This is a genomic window from Paenibacillus sp. J31R30 (assembly GCF_059692115.1).
This window is the reverse complement of sequence record NZ_JCAUAV010000002.1, coordinates 945,418-964,722: the sequence shown is the minus strand read 5'-3', so window position 1 is coordinate 964,722 and position 19,305 is coordinate 945,418. Positions and strand designations below refer to the sequence as shown.

General features: G+C 43.2%; 19 protein-coding genes. 3 read left to right on the top strand and 16 right to left on the bottom strand.

Going from position 1 to position 19,305, the window contains the following annotated elements:
• Positions 1-182: 182 nt before the first annotated feature.
• From AC58QO_RS10075 to AC58QO_RS10045, 7 genes are all read right to left on the bottom strand, one after another.
• Positions 183-1,934, bottom strand: coding sequence for a glycoside hydrolase family 3 protein (locus AC58QO_RS10075; RefSeq protein ID WP_497265160.1), 1,752 nt, complete (start codon positions 1,932-1,934; stop codon positions 183-185).
• Positions 1,935-2,089: 155 nt separating this feature from the next.
• Positions 2,090-3,391, bottom strand: coding sequence for an ABC transporter substrate-binding protein (locus AC58QO_RS10070; protein ID WP_497265159.1), 1,302 nt, complete (start codon positions 3,389-3,391; stop codon positions 2,090-2,092).
• Positions 3,392-3,449: 58 nt separating this feature from the next.
• On the bottom strand, positions 3,450-6,203 hold the full coding sequence (locus tag AC58QO_RS10065; RefSeq protein ID WP_497265472.1) for a hybrid sensor histidine kinase/response regulator: 2,754 nt from the start codon (positions 6,201-6,203) through the stop codon (positions 3,450-3,452).
• Between the two features lie 345 nt (positions 6,204-6,548).
• Positions 6,549-7,796, bottom strand: a complete 1,248-nt coding sequence (locus AC58QO_RS10060; protein ID WP_497265158.1) for a DUF4153 domain-containing protein — start codon at positions 7,794-7,796, stop codon at positions 6,549-6,551.
• Between the two features lie 13 nt (positions 7,797-7,809).
• The gene (locus tag AC58QO_RS10055) at positions 7,810-8,028 is read right to left on the bottom strand and encodes a helix-turn-helix domain-containing protein (RefSeq protein WP_497265157.1); all 219 of its coding nucleotides are present in this window, start codon (positions 8,026-8,028) and stop codon (positions 7,810-7,812) included.
• 11 nt (positions 8,029-8,039) lie between these two features.
• On the bottom strand, positions 8,040-8,522 hold the full coding sequence (locus AC58QO_RS10050; RefSeq protein WP_497265156.1) for a DUF2975 domain-containing protein: 483 nt from the start codon (positions 8,520-8,522) through the stop codon (positions 8,040-8,042).
• A 244-nt stretch (positions 8,523-8,766) separates the two neighbouring features.
• A complete protein-coding gene (locus tag AC58QO_RS10045; RefSeq protein WP_497265155.1) occupies positions 8,767-9,492 on the bottom strand; it encodes a glycerophosphodiester phosphodiesterase in 726 nt (241 codons plus the stop codon).
• Between the two features lie 285 nt (positions 9,493-9,777).
• Between AC58QO_RS10045 and AC58QO_RS10040 the strand changes: the two genes are divergently transcribed.
• The 3 genes from AC58QO_RS10040 (at position 9,778) to AC58QO_RS10030 (ending at position 12,959) form a co-directional block, all read left to right on the top strand.
• Positions 9,778-10,659 (top strand): carbohydrate ABC transporter permease, encoded by an 882-nt coding sequence (locus AC58QO_RS10040; RefSeq protein WP_497265470.1) that lies wholly within the window; start codon positions 9,778-9,780, stop codon positions 10,657-10,659.
• Positions 10,656-11,477: a carbohydrate ABC transporter permease gene (locus AC58QO_RS10035; RefSeq protein WP_497265154.1), complete on the top strand. Its 822-nt coding sequence runs from the start codon at positions 10,656-10,658 to the stop codon at positions 11,475-11,477. The genes AC58QO_RS10040 and AC58QO_RS10035 overlap by 4 nt, the downstream gene beginning before the upstream one ends.
• A gap of 90 nt (positions 11,478-11,567) precedes the next feature.
• On the top strand, positions 11,568-12,959 hold the full coding sequence (locus AC58QO_RS10030) for an ABC transporter substrate-binding protein (RefSeq protein WP_497265153.1): 1,392 nt from the start codon (positions 11,568-11,570) through the stop codon (positions 12,957-12,959).
• Between the two features lie 128 nt (positions 12,960-13,087).
• Here the strand turns inward: AC58QO_RS10030 and AC58QO_RS10025 are convergent, their stop codons facing one another.
• From AC58QO_RS10025 to AC58QO_RS09985, 9 genes are all read right to left on the bottom strand, one after another.
• Positions 13,088-13,573, bottom strand: a complete 486-nt coding sequence (locus AC58QO_RS10025) for a MarR family winged helix-turn-helix transcriptional regulator (protein WP_497265152.1) — start codon at positions 13,571-13,573, stop codon at positions 13,088-13,090.
• A gap of 12 nt (positions 13,574-13,585) precedes the next feature.
• Positions 13,586-14,359, bottom strand: a complete 774-nt coding sequence (locus AC58QO_RS10020) for a pirin family protein (protein WP_497265151.1) — start codon at positions 14,357-14,359, stop codon at positions 13,586-13,588.
• A 179-nt stretch (positions 14,360-14,538) separates the two neighbouring features.
• On the bottom strand, positions 14,539-14,874 hold the full coding sequence (locus tag AC58QO_RS10015) for a thioredoxin family protein (RefSeq protein WP_497265150.1): 336 nt from the start codon (positions 14,872-14,874) through the stop codon (positions 14,539-14,541).
• A 115-nt stretch (positions 14,875-14,989) separates the two neighbouring features.
• Positions 14,990-15,409, bottom strand: coding sequence for an organic hydroperoxide resistance protein (locus tag AC58QO_RS10010; RefSeq protein WP_497265149.1), 420 nt, complete (start codon positions 15,407-15,409; stop codon positions 14,990-14,992).
• A gap of 179 nt (positions 15,410-15,588) precedes the next feature.
• Positions 15,589-15,819 carry a tautomerase family protein gene (locus AC58QO_RS10005; protein ID WP_497265148.1) on the bottom strand — a complete coding sequence of 77 codons (231 nt, stop codon included), beginning with the start codon at positions 15,817-15,819 and terminating at the stop codon, positions 15,589-15,591.
• Positions 15,820-16,105: 286 nt separating this feature from the next.
• Entirely contained in the window at positions 16,106-16,948 is an 843-nt protein-coding gene (locus AC58QO_RS10000; protein ID WP_497265147.1) for an alpha/beta fold hydrolase, read from the bottom strand.
• Between the two features lie 56 nt (positions 16,949-17,004).
• Positions 17,005-17,760, bottom strand: coding sequence for a hypothetical protein (locus AC58QO_RS09995; protein ID WP_497265146.1), 756 nt, complete (start codon positions 17,758-17,760; stop codon positions 17,005-17,007).
• A gap of 71 nt (positions 17,761-17,831) precedes the next feature.
• Entirely contained in the window at positions 17,832-18,416 is a 585-nt protein-coding gene (locus AC58QO_RS09990; protein ID WP_497265145.1) for a TetR/AcrR family transcriptional regulator, read from the bottom strand.
• Between the two features lie 124 nt (positions 18,417-18,540).
• Complete coding sequence (locus tag AC58QO_RS09985; protein ID WP_497265144.1) at positions 18,541-19,011, bottom strand: cupin domain-containing protein; 471 nt, start codon at positions 19,009-19,011, stop codon at positions 18,541-18,543.
• Positions 19,012-19,305 lie beyond the last annotated feature (294 nt).

The window sequence follows — 19,305 nt, the reverse complement described above, 5'->3', positions numbered from 1 at the left end:
TACTACAGATTTACCCTCCAAAGTCTCTCTGTTTAGTTAATATTCCTTCATCAATTTCCATCCACAATATTCCACAAAATTAATGAATTATCCTGCCCTTAACATGAGAAAAGGCCACCGATCTACCGGCAGCCTTGTCTGGTCGATTATTATGTTATAGTCACAAGTTTGGCAGAAGCTGATTAAAATCGCGTATCCCTCACGCCGCAAAACGCATCCACAGGACTGACTCCTTTGAAGGGAGAGTCCCCCATAATCTTCGATATCGTTTGACGGATGATGTTCCGGGAGGGCTCATAAGCGTTGATATAGGTTTTAACCATCGGCACATCATACAAATGGAAAGGATTGTGCAGCGAAACGAATACCGTCGGCAACGAGGCGACGTACCAAGGAATTTCCGATCCCATGGGAGAAAGCCATTTGATTCTGGCATAGTTCTCTTGCGCAAATTGCTGGACATTTGCAAACAATAATACCACATCGTACGACTCGATGAACTCCGTTACCTTTTGCCGTTTGAAGAACTGTACGGCAACTGGCTCGCCGGGTCTCTCCCGCTTTATTCGTTCCGCTTCAGCTGTCGGAGATTCATAAAGCGTAACCTCAAAACCAGCCCGCTTGAGCTCCTCCGCAATTAGCGTACGGACTCCGTCCTGCTTAAGTCCGAAAAACATCACCTCGTCCCCCAGAATGTATACCATAATCCGCGGATGCGTTTCCGGCCGGATTGGTAAGTCGGGGCGAGTTTGCTTCACCAATGTAATCGAGCGATCTGCCACTTCCTCCGCAACGGTCAAATGCTCGCCGCAGCCGATTCGGCTTAACGCCGACTTTGGAGGAACCAGCGTACCCTCCTGTTGTTTGCGATGCAGGCCGATAGAAGCCTTGAGCCCGAGGATACGCCGCAGGGCGTCATGCAGACGCTGTTCCGTAATGACGCCGTTCTTATAGCCGTCCATCATGAACTGATAATCCTCTTCCGGATCGTTAAAAAACAGGAACATATCGCAGCCCGCCGCAATCGCTCGCGGCAGTATATCAGAGCGTTTCATAGCGGAAGTTAAACCGATCATTCGTGAGGCATCGGTAAGCACCAGCCCATTGAACCCAAGCTTCTCCCGCAAAAGTCCCGTCACAAGTTCCGGCGACAGCGTGGCCGGAAGCAGATCTTCCTCCGCCAAATTCGGATTAAGCCGCATCGAATATGCAGGCAGCTTGATATGGCCGACCATCACGCTTTGCACGCCCTCTTCAATCATTCCCTTGTAAACTTTGCCGAAGGTTTGGTCCCACTCCTCGCAGGACAGGGTGTTGACACTTGTCAGCAAATGATGATCTCGTTCGTCAACCCCGTCACCAGGGAAGTGCTTCATTGCCGCCGCGAAACCGCTTTCACCAATGCCTTTGAAATAGGCTTTCGACATTGCCAACACATCGTCTGGATTATCCGCGAAACAGCGTGTCATCGTGACCGGGTTGCGCCAATTATAGTTAATGTCGACCACGGGGGCAAACGTCCAGTTGCAGCCTACCGCCGCCCCTTCAACCCCGCTTACATACCCCATTTGGTAAGCATAATTCGGATCTCCGGTTGCACCGATCTGCACATGCGTACCGATCATCGTTCCGTCTGTGCAAGCGCCATTGCCTCCCGATTCCATATTAGCTGCGATCAGGAGAGGAATTTTACTATGAGTGTGCAAATATTTATTCTGCTCATAGATCTTCTCCGAAGTATTCGGATTGTAGCGCACGCCTCCAATATGGTATTTATCCAGCAGCTCCTGCAAATAAACCGGATCATGACGATTTCCTAAATTAATAAAAAGTTGCCCAATTTTTTCTTCCAGGTTCATGGAGGCGATAGTTTGCTCTACCCATTGGATGTCTTCATCCATCAAATGAAACGGTGCCGTCTTTAAGTTCAACATATTCCGTAACCTCCCGGGTTCTCTTTTGATTTTACGCTTAAATAGTCCTCTACTTAAATTCTATTGAAATTATCTTATTTCCTTGTTGCATTCGTATAAAAATTCAGCATCATATTATTTTGCTGTATAAAGTAAACGCTTCTGTAATCCTATTTCTATTTGACTAAGCCATCCTTTATCATCAAATTAGAAATATCCTCCTGCGCATGAGAAAGTCCATCCTCGACTGTATATTTTCCGTACAACATACCGTTTAGGTAATTGCACAACGTATCGATGATTGCTGGATTGTTCGGATATGGAGCAAAAGCGTCTGCACCTGTTACCGCCTCTAGGCTACCTTTCCAATTTGGCGTTTGGGAGGTAAATCTCTCATCAGACCACAATTTGGTAATACCTGGACTGTGACGGCCATTTAGTTGAACTTTCAATTGCACATCTTCGCTGGTAGCCCATTGCACAAAGCGATATGCCGCTTCTTCTTTGTCCCCTTTGACGACTGAAAAAGACCATCCCCCAGTGTCGCCTGTACCATGTCGCTGAACATCCGGAGATGGGGTCGGGAAGGAAATCGAGCTGTATCCTTGTACCCAAAAGGCGGTTACTTCAAGCGCGAAGGCCACCTGCTTTTTTTTCATGTAGTCCATGACCTCGTCTCCCGTAATGTTCAGGGATTCAGGCGGCGCATACTTTTGAATAAGATCCACATATAATTGGGTCGCTTTTTGAGCCTGCTCTGTGTTTAGCTTGGGGAGATTCTGCGGATCAAAGCCTTCGACACCTGCCGAATAAAGTACAGGGATCCAGGTATGCGGAATCCAACCTTCCTTCGACGTAGAGGAAATGAAACCCCATTGATTTTTATTTCGATCTGTCAGCTTCGCAGCCATGTTCACAACTTCATCCCATGACTTCGGAGGTTCCAAGCCATTTCTCTTTAATAGCTCTGTGTTATAAAAAAGGACTCGTGTATCCGGTTGAAATAAGATGGAATAGGTTTTTCCGTCTTTTTTATATAAATTTTGATAACTTTGAATATAATCATCCCTATTTATTAGGGGCACATTCGGATATTTCTTCTCCAAATCATCAAAGGAAGCCAGCCAATTACCAGAAATAACCGTTTGGATCATTTGCACATAGGGCTGGATAACATCATACTCCTTGCTTCCATTGGAAAGCGCGGCAATCGAGGTTTGTGCCATGTTGACATAGGCTTCCTTTACAAAATGAACGTTTATTCCCGTATCCGGTGTAAATTTTTCTTTGGTCAATTTCTCCAAATAATCGCTGTCAGAAGATTGTAAGGCAAGGACATTAATCGAAATTGGAGCTGCACTCGACAGGCTTTCTGAAGGCACAGATGGATTTGATATCTGGCTAGTTTCACAGCCAATGGTTAGTGCCGCCAATCCAGCGATCAAGAAACATGCTGTAGTAGTCTTGACTTGGCCCATGCAATCCCCTATCTTTCATTTTAAAGTTAGAATTTAAGCACACTCCGCAGTTTTTGAGTCATCCACTTTTCGATTTCGAAGTAAGCACTAACCTCTGCAAAGTGGCGAACAATTGTGCTGGCTCGATTGGCTTTGTAAGGTATGCGTCCATACCCGACTCGAGTGCTTTGTCTTCTACGCCTTTCATAGCATCCGCAGTCATTGCTATGATTGTCGATTTGGGCAGTCCCTCTTCTTCTAATTGCCGGATTGCTTTTGTTGCCTCAAAACCGTCCATAACTGGCATTTGCACATCCATCAAGATAGCGTCGTAGGTAAAAGCCGATACTTTATCCACAGCTAATTTGCCGTTTTCCACGACTTCGACAATAATTCCGGCATCCTCGAGAATACTTTTAGCCACATATTGATTGATCTCGTTGTCTTCGACAAGCAGAATGCGAACCCCCGATAGAACGGTGGATGAACTCTCTCGTTTATCGTTTGTTCGGACTGATACATCTGTCATCAAAGGCAAATTAATTTTCGAAGCGATCGTGTCAAATAGCTGTGATGAGCTAACAGGATAGGGAATTCTTCGAATCTCTTCATTTTCGATAGATGCGGCAATTTGAGAATGCCCCCCGACTGCTTCGATCAAGAGTAACTTCCGTTCAGTTAGCGGCACGTTCTTAACATGATCCATTCTGGCATCGATCAGCGCTAAATCGAATTCGTCAGACTGCTGTATAATGTCGATAGCCTCAGCGACTGAATACGCCGGACGGACCACGAATTGAAATTGCTCCAATTGGTTCTTCAATACAAGCTGCATTTCTGTGTTCTTGCTTACTGACAAAATCCGCAAAATCCTCAGATTATCCCTTGGTATTTCCCTCAAAATGGCATCCGATCCAAATCCAAAGTTAGCGGTAAAGATAAATTTACTGCCAACGCCAACTTTACTCTCGACGCCTATGGTTCCGCCCATCATCTCGAGCAGTTTTTTGCTAATGACAAGACCAAGTCCTGTCCCTCCATATTTACGTGTAGTGGACATATCAGCCTGAGAAAACTCTTTGAACAGAAGCTCTTGCTGTGACTCCGATATGCCAATTCCTGTATCTGTGATTTCGAACTGGAGCATGATGTCGTTATCCGAGGGCGTTGCTGCGATCCGGTTCACATCAATCTGTATTTCTCCATCGGCTGTGAATTTCACGGCATTGTTCGCCAGATTTAATAGAATCTGGTTTAGACGGAATGGGTCTCCCTTTAACACTTGTGGCACATCCGGATGAACGAAAATGTGAACTTTCAATCCTTTATCCATCGCTTTCAAGCCAATCATGCTGGAAATGTTGCTCAATACCCCATAAAGATCAAAATCAATCTTCTCGATCTCGATTTTCTGTGCCTCGATTTTCGAGAAATCCAAAATATCGTTAATAATCGTCAATAAGGCTTTGGCGGTCTGTATCGACGCATTGACGTATTCCATTTGTTTGTCGGACAACGGTGTTTTTTGCAATAAATAGTTATATCCCATGATCGCATTAATCGGAGTTCGAATTTCATGACTCATATTGGCCAAAAACTCACTCTTAGTGCGGTTAGCCTTCTCCGCGAGTTCCTTGGCTTCATTAAACTGACAAGTTCGAGTGTCTACCAGTTCTTCGAGATGTTCTTTAAAATGATGAAGCTGTCCAGCCATTTGTGTTATCGCAGCCGCCATCTGCCCCACTTCGTTATGTGATTTGACATCGATTGTAACCTGCAAATTCCCTTTGGAAATTTCTCTGATTTTCGCCAAAATTGCCGGTATTTCCTTGAGCATCGACCTCATTAACCAATACACAACTGTTAAAAGCAGCAGCCCGGAGACAAGAAAATATAACAAGGTTAATCGGCTAAAGTGCGTGAGCAGCTGTTGTTCCTCGGATTGCGGAATAGCAACCGCTACAGACCAACCCGTGGATACGACTGGACCATAGTAAACAAACTCATTACGGTTATTAACATTCACCAATTGAAAGCCTTTGTCTCCAGCGAGCATTTGTTTGGCTAGAGCTCCCAATGCGTTAGGCATCTTGTCCACATCATCTTTCATCGACGTAACGGGATCTGGGTGATACACCATTTTCCCATTCGATGATAGCAGGAATGTGTATCCGTTTTCACCAGGGTTATATGACTCCATGATACGAGGAAAATCTTTCAACAATACTGAAATTCCGACATATCCGACAATGTGATCTTTATCATAGACTGGTTTGACAATATCAACGTTTAACTTACCGGTCGCTGCGCTGTACGCAGGGGATGAATAAAAAACTTCCTGATAGCCACTAAGCCGCGTTGCCGGATCGTACCACTCGCGATAATTTTTATTCCAGTCTGTGCCCGTGAGCAGTGAACCATTCGCTAACAAAAAGTTCCCACGATCACTGACAATCCAGACTGTACCTAGTGTATCGTCAGTTTGCATAATGCCATTCAGAGTTGACATAACTTCTTTGTAATACGGATTTGTTCGGGCATCGCCGCGTTCTTCAACGGTTTTCAAATAATACAATATTGTAGAGTTAACCCCCATTTGCCGTACAATCGAGCCTTTCTCTTTAAAAAAATCGTTGATCCGCCAAGCTATTGCATCCCCATCGCTAGTCAGCTGTTTTTCCAGATTGTTCAGAAACATCTCTTTCGTTTGCCAATAAGCAAATAGTCCGGAACCCGTGAACATCACAGCACTCACGAGTAAAATATACAAAATTAACTTTCGAACAATGCTTCTCTCTATCCAATTTACGATTACACGATACATTTCAAGCACTCTTCTCAAGTAGGTCCCCCCCACGCAAGTGCAAATTTTCCAAATAACTCGATGACCTTCATTTAATAAGCAGCTTCAATCTCAAGCAGGGAGCAGTTGCCTCGGCGATCTGCTCCCTGCTTGTTGCGAAATAGTTCTCTATTAGTTCGTAATTGTATGTTGATAAGGTAAAATAATTCGACAGATACTCACAAAAAACCTTCTCTGTTGGCGAAAATTGCCCCTCTGCTTATCGTCGAAAAGGCTACCGATTAACCCGGTAGCCCTTTCTGACATACATATTCAACTATCGTTCACAGTGAACACAATGGATTCACTTTACATCCATGTTCCCAGCTAATACTTCTAATTGAAAAATAAAGGAAAAGTAAATGCAACGAAAGCTGCCCACAGCCCGTAGATCGGCAAATACTTCGTAACGGCATCTTGGATGGCCAATAGTCCGGTTTTATTTCGCAGATACGGCCAATAGGAGAGCATGATCCAAACGAGATTGGCCCAGATCAGTAGGTTTACACCTAGAACTGCAAGTCGGTTGGGCGTAATCCCATAAGAAGAAAGCCTGAACACGATGGCGGATAAAGCAACACTGTCTATGATCAGAGCAAGGACAATGAGGGCAAAATGGATATAATCCGAAATGCTCTTTTTCTCGTCTGTGCCGCTTTCGGTAATGGAGAATATGGTAACGGCCAACACACCAAGGAGTATTCCGTTGAACGATAGAAGGAAATCTCGATCCAAGAATGGATTTTTCCCGACCACAATAACCGTTATCAGATAGACCAACAAGGTTGCCAGCACAAGAGGACTAAAAATTTTGGCTATATAGGGAATAATACTTTTGGCAAGTTTAAGGTTCCTTGATACTAGGTATGTAGCCACGATAGAGAGACCGGCAGCCCCGAATACAACAACATTTCTAAAATAAAAATCTTCTATATTCATACCGAGAAATGTAAATAACTGCATAGTTATTCCAAATAGCAGCATGCCGCAAACTGCTATGGGGGCATAGAGTATGCCGAATTCTCCGTTAAATTTAAGAAAGGCTACTCTTGTTCTGCCATTGCGATAGTCATTTCCTGTAAATGCAAGCCCCACGACTACCCATAAGAATATGGGTAAGTGTATATAGGCCAGAATAATACTGTCAGTCCACTCTAGTGGCAACAGATTCAGAAATATTCCGGAGAGTAGGAATGACGATGCTAAGGTGTACAGAACCTTTTTATTCGGCATATTCTTGGTTACAAAATAGATGGCAATGAAGGGAAGTACACCAAATGCAAGATTAATTGGGGCTATAGCTTCCTTTTCGACAAAATGAAATAGGATCCTTGTCATGATCCCGGCTAGAATGGCTAAGATGCCCATGGATATGAAATCTTTCTGAAACAAGGAAGCTTTCTCCTTATGTACCTTCTCCTTGAAATGCAACCTTTCATACCAAACGGCAAGTACATGCGAATCCGGATTTTGTTCCCAGGCGTGAGAAAATGATTTTTTAAAAACTTCGGGTTCTTCTCTAAACATTCTCTCCAGCTCATGGGGGTTAGCGATATTATCAATAATCGGATTATTAACGTCCATGGTTAACCCTCCCCTATTCAGGTATACTTTCCTCTCGGTATTCTAAAATATCACCAGGCTGACAATCTAATGCCTTACAAATCGCCTCTAACGTGGATAATCGAATGGCTTTTGCCTTTCCATTTTTCAATATAGATAGGTTAGCCATTGTGATTCCAACTTTCTCCGCGAGCTCTGTTACGCTCATTTTTCTTTTCGCCAACATCACATCAATATTAATAATTATCGCCATTGTTATTCACCTCAGACTGTCAAATCATTTTCAGATTTTATATCAATAGCCTCTTTTAAAAGCTTTTGGAGAACTGCAGCAAACACGGCAATCACCATGGCGGCAAAAATCATGACCATTCCGATTACTATGATACCTGGGGCATCATCTCTCTCCGCAAGGAGATAAAAAAGTGGCATCCCTAACACATACAAGCTGCTGATCGTGAGTGCACAGTACTTTATTATCTTTAAAGACTCTACAGATAAATCCGAAAAAGCTTTATTCTGGTCAATATACTTTAAAAGTTTAAACGCTTGATACAGAGCAATGTAAAAAGGTATCGCCGATGCATACAAATCGATGATAAAAAGATATTTTAAATACGTATGATCTGGATATAATTCAACTGCAAAATTCGCGATCTCAGGCACTGCAAATATGCACAAAGCAAGCACTGGGATTCCCATAAGAAAAACAGCTGCCTTTAAAAAAAGTGTTGATCCACGTTCCATAAAAAAGCCCCTCACTTATCATTTAATTTTGAATTGAATTTATCACATAATTTATCGTTTTGCAATAAATAAATAATGATATTTAACACATTGTTGTTGTTATACTAAACAAAATCGAAATACTTTCCACAAAAAAAGCTATCTCGTTGGTCTTTTCAGACCTTCTGAGACAGCTCCTTTGTTTTCTGTAATTTGTCTGAAAGTGTGGCTATGCCCAATTTATGAGCAAATGATCAAGATGCTACTAGAGCAGATTCCGCAATCGTGCAGGATAATCGGTAATAATCCCCGAAACACCCGCTGCAATTAATCTTTTATAATCCGCAGCCTCATTGGCTGTATACGGATAAATGGCCAACCCCGCAGCCGCGGCTGCTACTACATCCTCTTTTTCAATGCAGTGGTGATACGGATGCAAAGAATACACGTCTACCCCCAATTGCCTCGCATATGCCGCGTGATCCATTAAGTTGGCTGCATACAGCAGCCCTACTTTCGCATTTGGCTGCGCTTGCTTGATCCTGTGAATCACTTTGTGATCGAAGGATGAAATCACGGTATCCTCCCATCTGTCTACCTCGTTCAAAAAGGCCAATAGCGCCTTCTCCATTCGCCCTTCATAAGCATGCTTTACTTCCACATTGATGAGATAGCCTCGAGGTATAAGCTCAAATACTTGGCTCAATAATGGGATTCTCTCTCCCGTGAACGCTTCTGAAAACCAAGAACCCGCATCCAGGGACTTCACATCTTCCCAGTTTTTCTCACCAATAAACCCGGAGCCATTCGTCGTTCGATCCAATGTAAGATCATGACAGACGACAATTTCACCGTCTCTCGTTATTTGAACATCAAGTTCAATACCGTCAGCCCCTTGTTCTATCGCTAATGCGAAAGATGCCAGTGTATTCTCTGGTGCTTCCCCAGCTGCTCCGCGATGTCCAATCACAATCGGTTTCTGTGTGTTCATAGTTCACTCTCCTACAATTATTACTAGCAAAGTATCCACAAATTATAGAAGAGTTGACCCGATTTTGCCCAGTAGGTGAATCTATCTATTTTGTAAAGATCAATAAATATATACAAATTCTTCACCTGAATTTAACGTAGGTCAAATAAACGAGCGTTACGCTAGAAAGTATAGTACTTGCCAATATTGTTCATGGAGGAGCTTGGAATGAATGTCTTAGAAAGAGAATTACGTCAAGCAAGAAAAACAAAAACAAAGACAAAGGTAGAGCAGCCACGCAAGGCTATGCTCAGCCATACTTGGATGGAAACGATTTTGGGTTATGTCTTTTTACTCCCTTCCTTGTTGCTGTTTGCGATCTTTTTGTTTTATCCCTTGATTCAGACCTTTTATCTGAGTTTGCACGAAACCGATCCGCGAGGCAGAGTTGCCTCCTTTGTTGGATTCGATAATTTCACGGCGATTTTCACCTCAGAACGATTTTATCAGAGTTTAGGCGTGACTGGCCTTTTTACACTTTTAACCGTCCCTACTGTCATTGTAATCGCGCTGATGCTCGCCGCTTTTACACACAATCAGCTCAAAGGGATGCGTATCTTCCAATTCATTTTCTCACTGCCTGTCGTTCTGTCCGTAGGTACTTCCGCTGTGATCTGGATGATGCTGTTTCACCCGAGTGTTGGCATGTTGAATTATCTGCTGCACCTAGTCGGCTTAGAGCCTGTAGCTTGGTTGACCGACCCTAGATGGGCGCTGCTCTCCGTGTCCATGATGACCATCTGGATGAATCTCGGCTTTACTTACATTGTTCTGCTTAGCGGCTTGCAAGGTATTCCAGATGAAATCTACGATAGTGCCAAAATCGATGGATCTGGTCCCATTCGAACCTTTGTTCAAATCGTGCTGCCCTTGCTTTCCCCTACCGTGTTCTTCGTCACAATTGTGTCGATCATCGGTGCGTTTCAGTCCTTCGGACAAATCCATATTCTGACCAAAGGTGGTCCAGTAAACTCTACAGATGTACTCGTATATTCCTTGTATCAGGATGCTTTTATCAACTTCCGTTTCGGAACGGGAAGCGCTCAAGCACTTGTCCTTTTCACCATTATTCTTATTTTCACTGTCATCCAATTCAAAGTTTTTGAAAGGAAGGTGCACTATCAATGACCTCTCGTTGGCAAAATTCATTCGTTTACATCCTATTGATCGTTTGCGCCGCGATTGTTCTGTATCCCATCTTCTATACGTTCTCATCCGCATTGATGACACCAGAAGAAGCATCCGCTTATCCGCCCCGCTTCTTGCCTAGCAGCTTCTATCTGGGCAGTATAATCGCTGTCTTCAAGCTTGTGCCTATCGCCAAATTTGTTACCAATAGTTTAATTGTCTCCATCATTATTACCCTGGGACAACTCATTACTTCGAGCATGGCCGCCTATGCTTTCACCAATATTCGCTTTAAAGGGAAAGCATTCATCTTCGCGCTTTTCATGGCTACGATGATGATTCCATGGGAGGTCACCATTATTCCCAACTATTTGACGGTCAAAAAGTGGGACTGGCTTGATAGCATGCAAGGCCTAACTGTGCCATTCCTGGCAACTGCTTTCGGGACCTTCCTCCTGCGGCAATTCTTCTTGCAGCTGCCGAAGGAGCTTTTCGAAGCAGCTCGAATCGATGGCTGCGGACATTTTCGCATGTTCCTCCGCATTGTGCTGCCGCTCGGACGCCCAGCTCTTGCAACTTTAGCTGTTTATGCCTTCCTAAATGCATGGAACATGTATCTATGGCCTCTGCTCATTACGAATAGTGAAGCCATGCGAACCGTGCAAATAGGCATCGCGATGCTCCAATTCGAAGAATTAACGGTTTGGAACTTGGTGCTGGCGGGGGTAACAATCATCTTGCTACCTTCCCTCTTACTGCTTGTACTCGGATTAAAACAGCTCGTCCGCGGACTTACGGCCGGCGCTGTGAAAGGTTAGCCCCATCCTAGATGGCTACGCTATTCAGCCTAATAGCTGAAATAGATTTCCATATATTTTTAGAAAAGAGATAAGGGAGAGAAACGAAGCATGAAAACATTGAAAATGAGAAGCTCCGTCCTTGCAATGACCGCAATTATGGTGCTGTTAACTAGCGCTTGCGGCAAAGCAGAAACAACCACTTCAGGAAGCACGACTGAGAGTAAGCCTACCTCAAGCGCAGCTGCAGCAGATGTCAAAAAGCCAACTGAACCCGTTAAAGTGATCTGGTGGCACTCGATGAGTGGCGAACTTGGTAAAGCTGTCGATAAATTAGTCGCAGATTTCAATGCCTCCCAGAAAAATGTACAGGTTGAAGCCGTTTTCCAAGGCACTTATGATGAAAGTATCAACAAAATGAAAGCATCCATGGATACCAAAAGCGGCCCATCCCTCATTCAAGTTTACGAAATTGGCTCCCGCTTCATGATCGATTCCAAAGCCATTACCCCTGTCCAAAAGTATGTCGATGCCGATAAATTCGATCTTTCCCAGCTCGAAGAGAATATTCTGAACTATTACAAAGTCGATGGCAAACTGAATTCCATGCCGTTCAACACCTCTAACCCTATCCTTTATTACAACAAAGATATGTTCAAAGCAGCAGGTCTTGATCCTGAGAAACCACCGACAACCTATGAAGAAATCACGAAAGCGGCTGCGGCGCTTAGCAAAGATGGTAAATCCGGCTCTTCCTTTGCCATTTACGGCTGGTTTATGGAGCAATTCTTTGCTAACCAAGGTGTAGAATACCTCAATAACGGGAATGGCCGTACCACAGCTGCAACAGAATCCATGGTCAACAATGAAGCTGGCGTCAAAACGCTGACATGGTGGAAAGAGATGGTCGACAGCAAAACGTCAGCAAACCTCGGTCGTAAAACAGACGATACGAAAAAAGCCTTCTTAGCTGGTCAAATTGCCATGACCTTGGATTCCACAGCTTCACTTCGCGGGATTGTAACAGGTGCTGAAGGCAAATTCCAAGTTGGAACTAGCTCACTTCCGAAGCCCGCAGATGCCAAAGAAGGCGGCGTGGTCGTCGGCGGCGCGAGTCTTTATATCTTGAATAATAAGTCCGAAGCCGAGCAACAAGGCGCATGGGAATTCATTAAGTTTCTAACTACACCTCAAACACAAGCATGGTGGAACGTGAATACTGGTTACTTCCCAATTACGAAGAAAGCTTATGATGAACAGATTTTGAAAGATAACCTAGCGAAATACCCGCAATTCCAAACAGCCATCGATCAATTGCACAAAACAAAAGCAAACACAGCGACCCAAGGTGCTGTAATGGGCGTATTCCCAGAAGCTCGTCAAATCGTGGAAACAGCCATCGAAGAAGCTTTAACTGGCAAGAAGGCTCCAAAAGACGCGCTCGATAGCGCAGCAAAAAGCATTACAGAAAAAATCGGTGCTTATAACAAAACAGTGAAATAAAGCAACCGAATGATAGGAAGTAAAAAATAACCGATGTTTCCCAAGAAAATGGGACATCGGTTTCTTATTTATTATTGGAGACGCGAAGCAAGCCCCTCAACTATAGTTTGGAGTCTAGAACACCCATCTCAGAGAGGATCTGCCCCATTTTCATTTAAATTGCCTTGACGATTCTTGATACCATACCCAATTTTCTTAAGCAGCACAATAAGTTCCAGCTTCTCCTCATCTGTTGCAAAAGACAAATTGTCGGAAATGGTCTGCACATGCTTAGGGAAAATTGTATCGAAGTATCTACGTCCATCCCCAGTTAATGCTACATTTGTTTTACGACGATCACCTGGTATTGGAAGACGTTCTACGAACCCCTTTTTCTCTAGCTTATCTACTACATAAGTGATACTCCCGCTTGGAATTGAGAAAGTGTCACTAATTTTCTGAATGGATTGCGGACCTTTATTGTATAGAAACTCGAGAATTTGAAAGGTTTCCATACTGAGGCCATAGCTGTCTATGTCGCGCTCTAAACTCCCGTATAGAGCGTTCACCATGTTTCTAATTACGCGTGTTAGCCTTAAATCAAGAGCTTTACCCTCAGCATCGCGTTCAGTCATTCTTTAACCACCTTATCTAGCTTTATTATACAAAGGATAATCGACTTCGGTAGGAACTTCAATTAGAAAAATTCGAAGCGTCTTTGCTGCAGCACGGATGTTGATGTCTACCTCTTGATCAGATCGAACAATCGCAAAATCTTTATTCATAAATGAGACGGATTCTTGTTCCGTTGTAGAGATGGAACCGCCGTTACCTCTAATCGACAATCCGGCTAGCGTGCGGTTCGGTAATAGCCGGTGGACATACGATGCACCTGCCTCAACTTCGACGTCAAACATGCGTGCATCTGTCACGAGTTGGCGGACAGGTGAGCCTTCACCCAAGATCGTCTTGACGTTAACGCCATCCTGGCGTGTCTGCGGAAACTCCTCGTGTTTGAACAATGAATACATTGGCTCTCGCCTCACAGCTTCATTCAAATATGGTTCAAGCCAGATTTGAAAACTTTCGAAGCCTGCTTCAACTTGCTCGGCATGATGCATACCCGAGCCCGCTTGCATGAGTTGAATGTCACCTGGTTGAAGTATGCTTTCAGTACCAAGCGTGTCACGGTGAAATCCTTGACCGGTAATGCCATAAGAAAGGATCTCAAACCCTTGGTGAGGATGGAACCCAATCCCTCCTGCTGCCTCTGCCTTTCCCCAAGCCCAATAGAATAGCGGACCAAGTCTAACCGTAACTGCCCCTTGGCCCGAGAAACCTATAGGTTTCTGCGCCATTATTTTGCCTCCATCGAATTCTTCTTTCCCTTGATCTTCAGGGCCTAATATTTGAATATTCATTTGAATAGCTCCTTTTTATTATGGATATTTTAATTTTTAAATAATTCAATATACTAAAATTATTTAATCTAATAATATTTAATATAGTAATATTATAAGTAACAGTCAACATGTAAAAAATAGCAGGAATCTCTCCTAGGAGGATCCCTGCCTTATCGATTCACGCTTATAAATAGCTATTACACGCAAGAATCCCCCATGGTTGCATAGCTAATGATATGCTGCTGCAAGAATTCTTTACTTTGCTGCCCAACCCAAGTCTCTACTCTATATCCATCTTTAAACAGCATAAAGGTTGGAACGCTAGACACACCGTATTCAGCTGCGAGTTCTTTTTCCTGATTGATATCAATTTTAGTAATGGTAGCCTGAGATCTTACTTCTTGAGCCAACTTCTCATCAATGGGAAGCTGTTCTTGACATGATTTGCTGCTAGGCTCATAAAAGTCAACGAGTGTGATCCCATGATCGATCTGTCCCCTAAATGTTTCTTTACTTAATGAATGGATTTCCATCCCGTAACCTCCTCATAATTAATTTCATATCAATCTCATCCACTTCGGAGAATTTGCAGCTTTAAGACAATGAAAACCCCGCTTTCAGCAAGCGGGGTTTTTGAGAAATGAAACGTCAGCCAATCACATTCGATATGACTTCAATATTGCCATGAGTTGCTCTGGCATAAGGACATACATTATGGGCTTCATCGACAATTTCCTGAGCCACATTGATATCTACGCCTTTTACTGAAATGTCGAAATGGACTGCAAGTACATAGCCGTCATTCGCATCCTTTCCCAGTGAAACATTTGAAACTATCGCAATGCCTTCCGTTTTAATTCCTTTTTTCCTAATAATAGTTCCCATTGCACCTTCGAAGCATGCAGCAAATCCAGCAGCGAACAGCTGCTCTGGATTGACTCCGTTACCTGGGCCGCCTAGCTCCTTCGGATATCTCAAGTCTAAGTTAAGATTGCCATCGCTCGAAACTGCTTTACCATCTCTTCCACCTTCAACATTTACAGTAGCCGTGTACAATTTCTTTTCCATTTTAATAATAGTATCATCTCCTTTTGACTGGTATATTCTTTACACTTTGTGAGCAGCTTATCCTTACATTCTCTTCAAATTTATTATTGGTTTCTTTCATGGATCTTATGTCTTGAAACTTCCATCCTACCCCTATTCCTTGAATGAAAATATAGCATGATTAGATTTCTCTGCTTTTATCACTTAACGGAGCGTTGCTTGCGATATTCAAGAGCTGGTAGTCCGCCCCATCCCCAATTGTCCAACTCAACTTCCTCAATAATTACATGAGTTGATTCTAATGGCTTGTTAAGCACATTGAGAAGAAGCTCGCTGACACCTTTGATAAGTGCTGCCTTTTCTTCTGCCGTAACAGACTGATGATCAGGGGTGGTTCCCTCACGGGTTATTTTAATATTAACGATAGGCATAGTTAATGACCTCCTTGGAAATACTGATGAGCTAATGTCGTAATCGGCGTATATTTATCTTATTCCATATTAAATTTTAAGCCGTAAGATAGGTTTTCAATGTCTATCGGAACCCTCGTAGAAGTATATGCTTCCCCCTATTTTTGTTTAATATGTTTTCTATAACATTCACTTCTCTTATATATCGACAAAGGTAATTGTAAATCCTAATTGGTGATGCATATTCCATTTTGATGACAAAAAAAGCAGACCAAGTGTAATGGCCTACCTTATCTGTTGGACATCATTATGCTTTATTCAAGAAACGATTCACTTCTCCAGCAAATTCGTGTGGGTACTGGAACAAGAAGCCATGATTGGCATCTGGATAAATGATTAACTCCGCGTTAGGGATGTGACCTGCGAGTAAATATGAGTTCACGGTCGGAACCATAATGTCGTTGTTGCCATTAGCAACAAGTGTTAGTTGCGTGATTCCCGCAAGGCGTTTTAATTTGCCCATATTGGGAATACCCCAGCGAATAATAGCCTCGTCCTGCGCATCACGCGTTGCCAATGATGGCGTCTCATCTCGATCTTCTGATCGAGTAAAGATACGTCCCACGAATTCTTGGCCCTTGGCTTGACTGTTCTGCGTTTGAGCAAAAAATAGGTAGTAGATGTCTTCAGCACCTTGAACATCTTTAATCGCATGACGGCGAGTTTCATCCTTCCAACCATGCATGTCTCTACCGCCTTCCGGGCCAGTTCCAGCTAGAATTAAACGCCGAACAAGATGAGGACGTAGAAGTGCAACTTCTTGCGCAATAAAACCACCCAACGAGAAACCGAACAGGTCGACCGTAGTCAAGCCTAGAGCATCTATGAAACCCAATGCGCCCTGGGCCATTTCGGTTATCGTCCGCGGCGTCGTTCCTGTAGAACGTCCTACCCCGCTGTTATCAAAGAGGATGACTTCACGTTCAGCGGCAATGTCATCGACTAACGCCGGATCCCAATTGTCAATATTGCCGCGAAAATGCTGTAGGAACACGACAGGAGTCGTGCCAGCTTTGCCAAATCGGCGATAAGCATAGGTAGTTTGGTTATTAGATGTGATCGTTAAAGTTGGAACTGTGTATTGGGACATGGATGTAGTCTCCTTTATTTTGTAATAGATAATAGGCAAACTAAGCAATTGAGCGATTAAGCGATCGTAATATCGTGGATATCGACGATAATCGGGATAAAACTACGGTCTACAGTACCGTCTGGATTACGCGGGTAAACAAGGCGTAGGGTTGGAAATACCATTCCGTCGAACGTTTTGTATTCCTCAATGTAGTGAGCGATAACTGCATCACCGTTTACGTCAACTGTGTAGTCCATACGTTTTAGCATACCTTCGCTATCATAATAAAAAGTTTGTTCTGACGTATGTGTAGCAATGGATTTAGGGAAGGTTACGTGCAGTCTGCGCCATGTTTGACCATCCTCATCCCAAGGCTCGATCTCGTGTGTCTCTACACCTGGGAAAGTGAACAAGTATGGTGTAGTAAGGTAATTCCACATCGCGTAGCTAAGGAAATAACCGACTTGCAATTTGTCCCAAGGCGTGAACATGTCGTAGCCTTCGTATGAAGCACGTGGGTTAGTACGGCTTTCTACAGTCTGACCGTCGGCATACTGCAAGGTAACTCGATCAGCTTCACCGTTAAAGATTAATTTCTGGCCGAAATCAACCCATGGTGTAAAGATGCTGTGCTGACGTTGGACGTCGATTTCCAAAGTCTCTTCCAAGAAAGCGTCTTTGTATCCTTTGAGTTCCCAGAATGGGCCGCTTGCAGCGAGTTTTGTCGTAAGTGTTTGAATATTCGACCACCGTTTAAGTCCTCCAGATGCCTCGAGTACTAGTTCTAGTAAGTCATTTTTATGTGGAGTGTTGTTCTGTGGATTCGTCATGATTAATTTCTCCTTCTAATTAAAAAGTTTGTTGTTTCTAGAACGATCGGTCTACAATTGTCAAAAAAAATTTATTTCTTCTTTATCATAAACATTGTCGTTTCGATAATTTTATTTAGTTTCTCTTTGTCATCTATCGTCTTCGACATCACTAGCAGCCCGGTATACGCATTGTTAAAATAGTAGGACAACATTTCGGCATCTAGTGATTTATCTAATTCGCCCGACTGCTGACCTGCTTCAATTAATTCACGTATCAATTGTTCTGAGCTTGTAAAGTTCTGTGTTACCCATAATTTGGACTCAAGATCATGAGTTGCCATCTCTACGGCCGTATTTACCATTAAGCAGCCTTTAGGAAGTTCATTTTTATCCTGATTGACAGCCGTTTTTAATAATAAACGAATACCTTCTTCGGCTGAACAAGCGCTATTTACCAGGCTTCTTATGGATTTCTCTATCATTTCATTGTAGCGTTTTAACGCTTTGATATATAAAGAATGTTTATCGCCATAGGTGTCATACATACTTCTCTTGTGAATGCCCATTTGTGAGACTAGGTCCATCATCGATGTTTTCTCATAACCCTGCTCCCAAAATAATTGCATGGCTTTAAGCAAAACGGCATCTTCATCAAACTCTTTGGATCTGGCCATTCCAACGCCTCCTCCTTCTGAAGAGTATCTTAACATATTGAGAACAATCGGTAAAGAATTATTTTGCACCGATCGTTCTTAAAATATTTGCGTAAACAATTGGAAAACTCCATCATTCAAATGTTTAGTTCTTACCTGCTAGCAAGGGAGGACCAATGATCCATGTGTCATAGCTTTCCGATAATTCCTGCCAACCTTCTGGCGGAGTAAGCCCAATTTTGGTGAAGAAATCGTCTATCCCGCCAGGTGCAAAGGTAAATAGAATGCGTGCCGTTTCAGTTCCGATATTTGCCCATGTATGAGGAAGTCCGCGAGGAACAACGACGCTAGTTCCTGGAGTAACATCGAATTCTTCGTCGCCGCAATGAAAGCGGAATGTTCCTTCTAGTACTTCAAAAATTTCTTCCCGATCTTTATGAAAATGCTTAGGTGGTCCGCTTAAAGCTGGTACTCGTGCTTCCATTATCGTTACGGCCCCGCCAACCTGGCTGCTATGAATTCGTATTGCCATTTGCTCCCCCGGCATTGTAGTAAACCATTCTAAATCTTTACCATGCGTGATTGCCGCTTGCTTTGTTTCGTTGTTCGGATTCATAAAAAATAAGCTCCCTCATATTGCTGAATTTAAGTGAACCGAGGTTGTCTCGTTCGCTTGCCACACAATATAACTGGGTTTTCTAGCATCCGTCAACTGGGAGGAATTAACGCAAATGAATAACATACACTGAGTTTGATCGTTTTATTTTCAAAGTACATATAGTAGATTATCATTCAATTTCGATAGGTTTTCACTTCGTATTTTCCCATTATTTACAACCCAAAATACTTCTCTATCTGAGTAGAGTTTGACATTTGAGATATCAAGCGAGTACCGCGGAATTGCGGTATT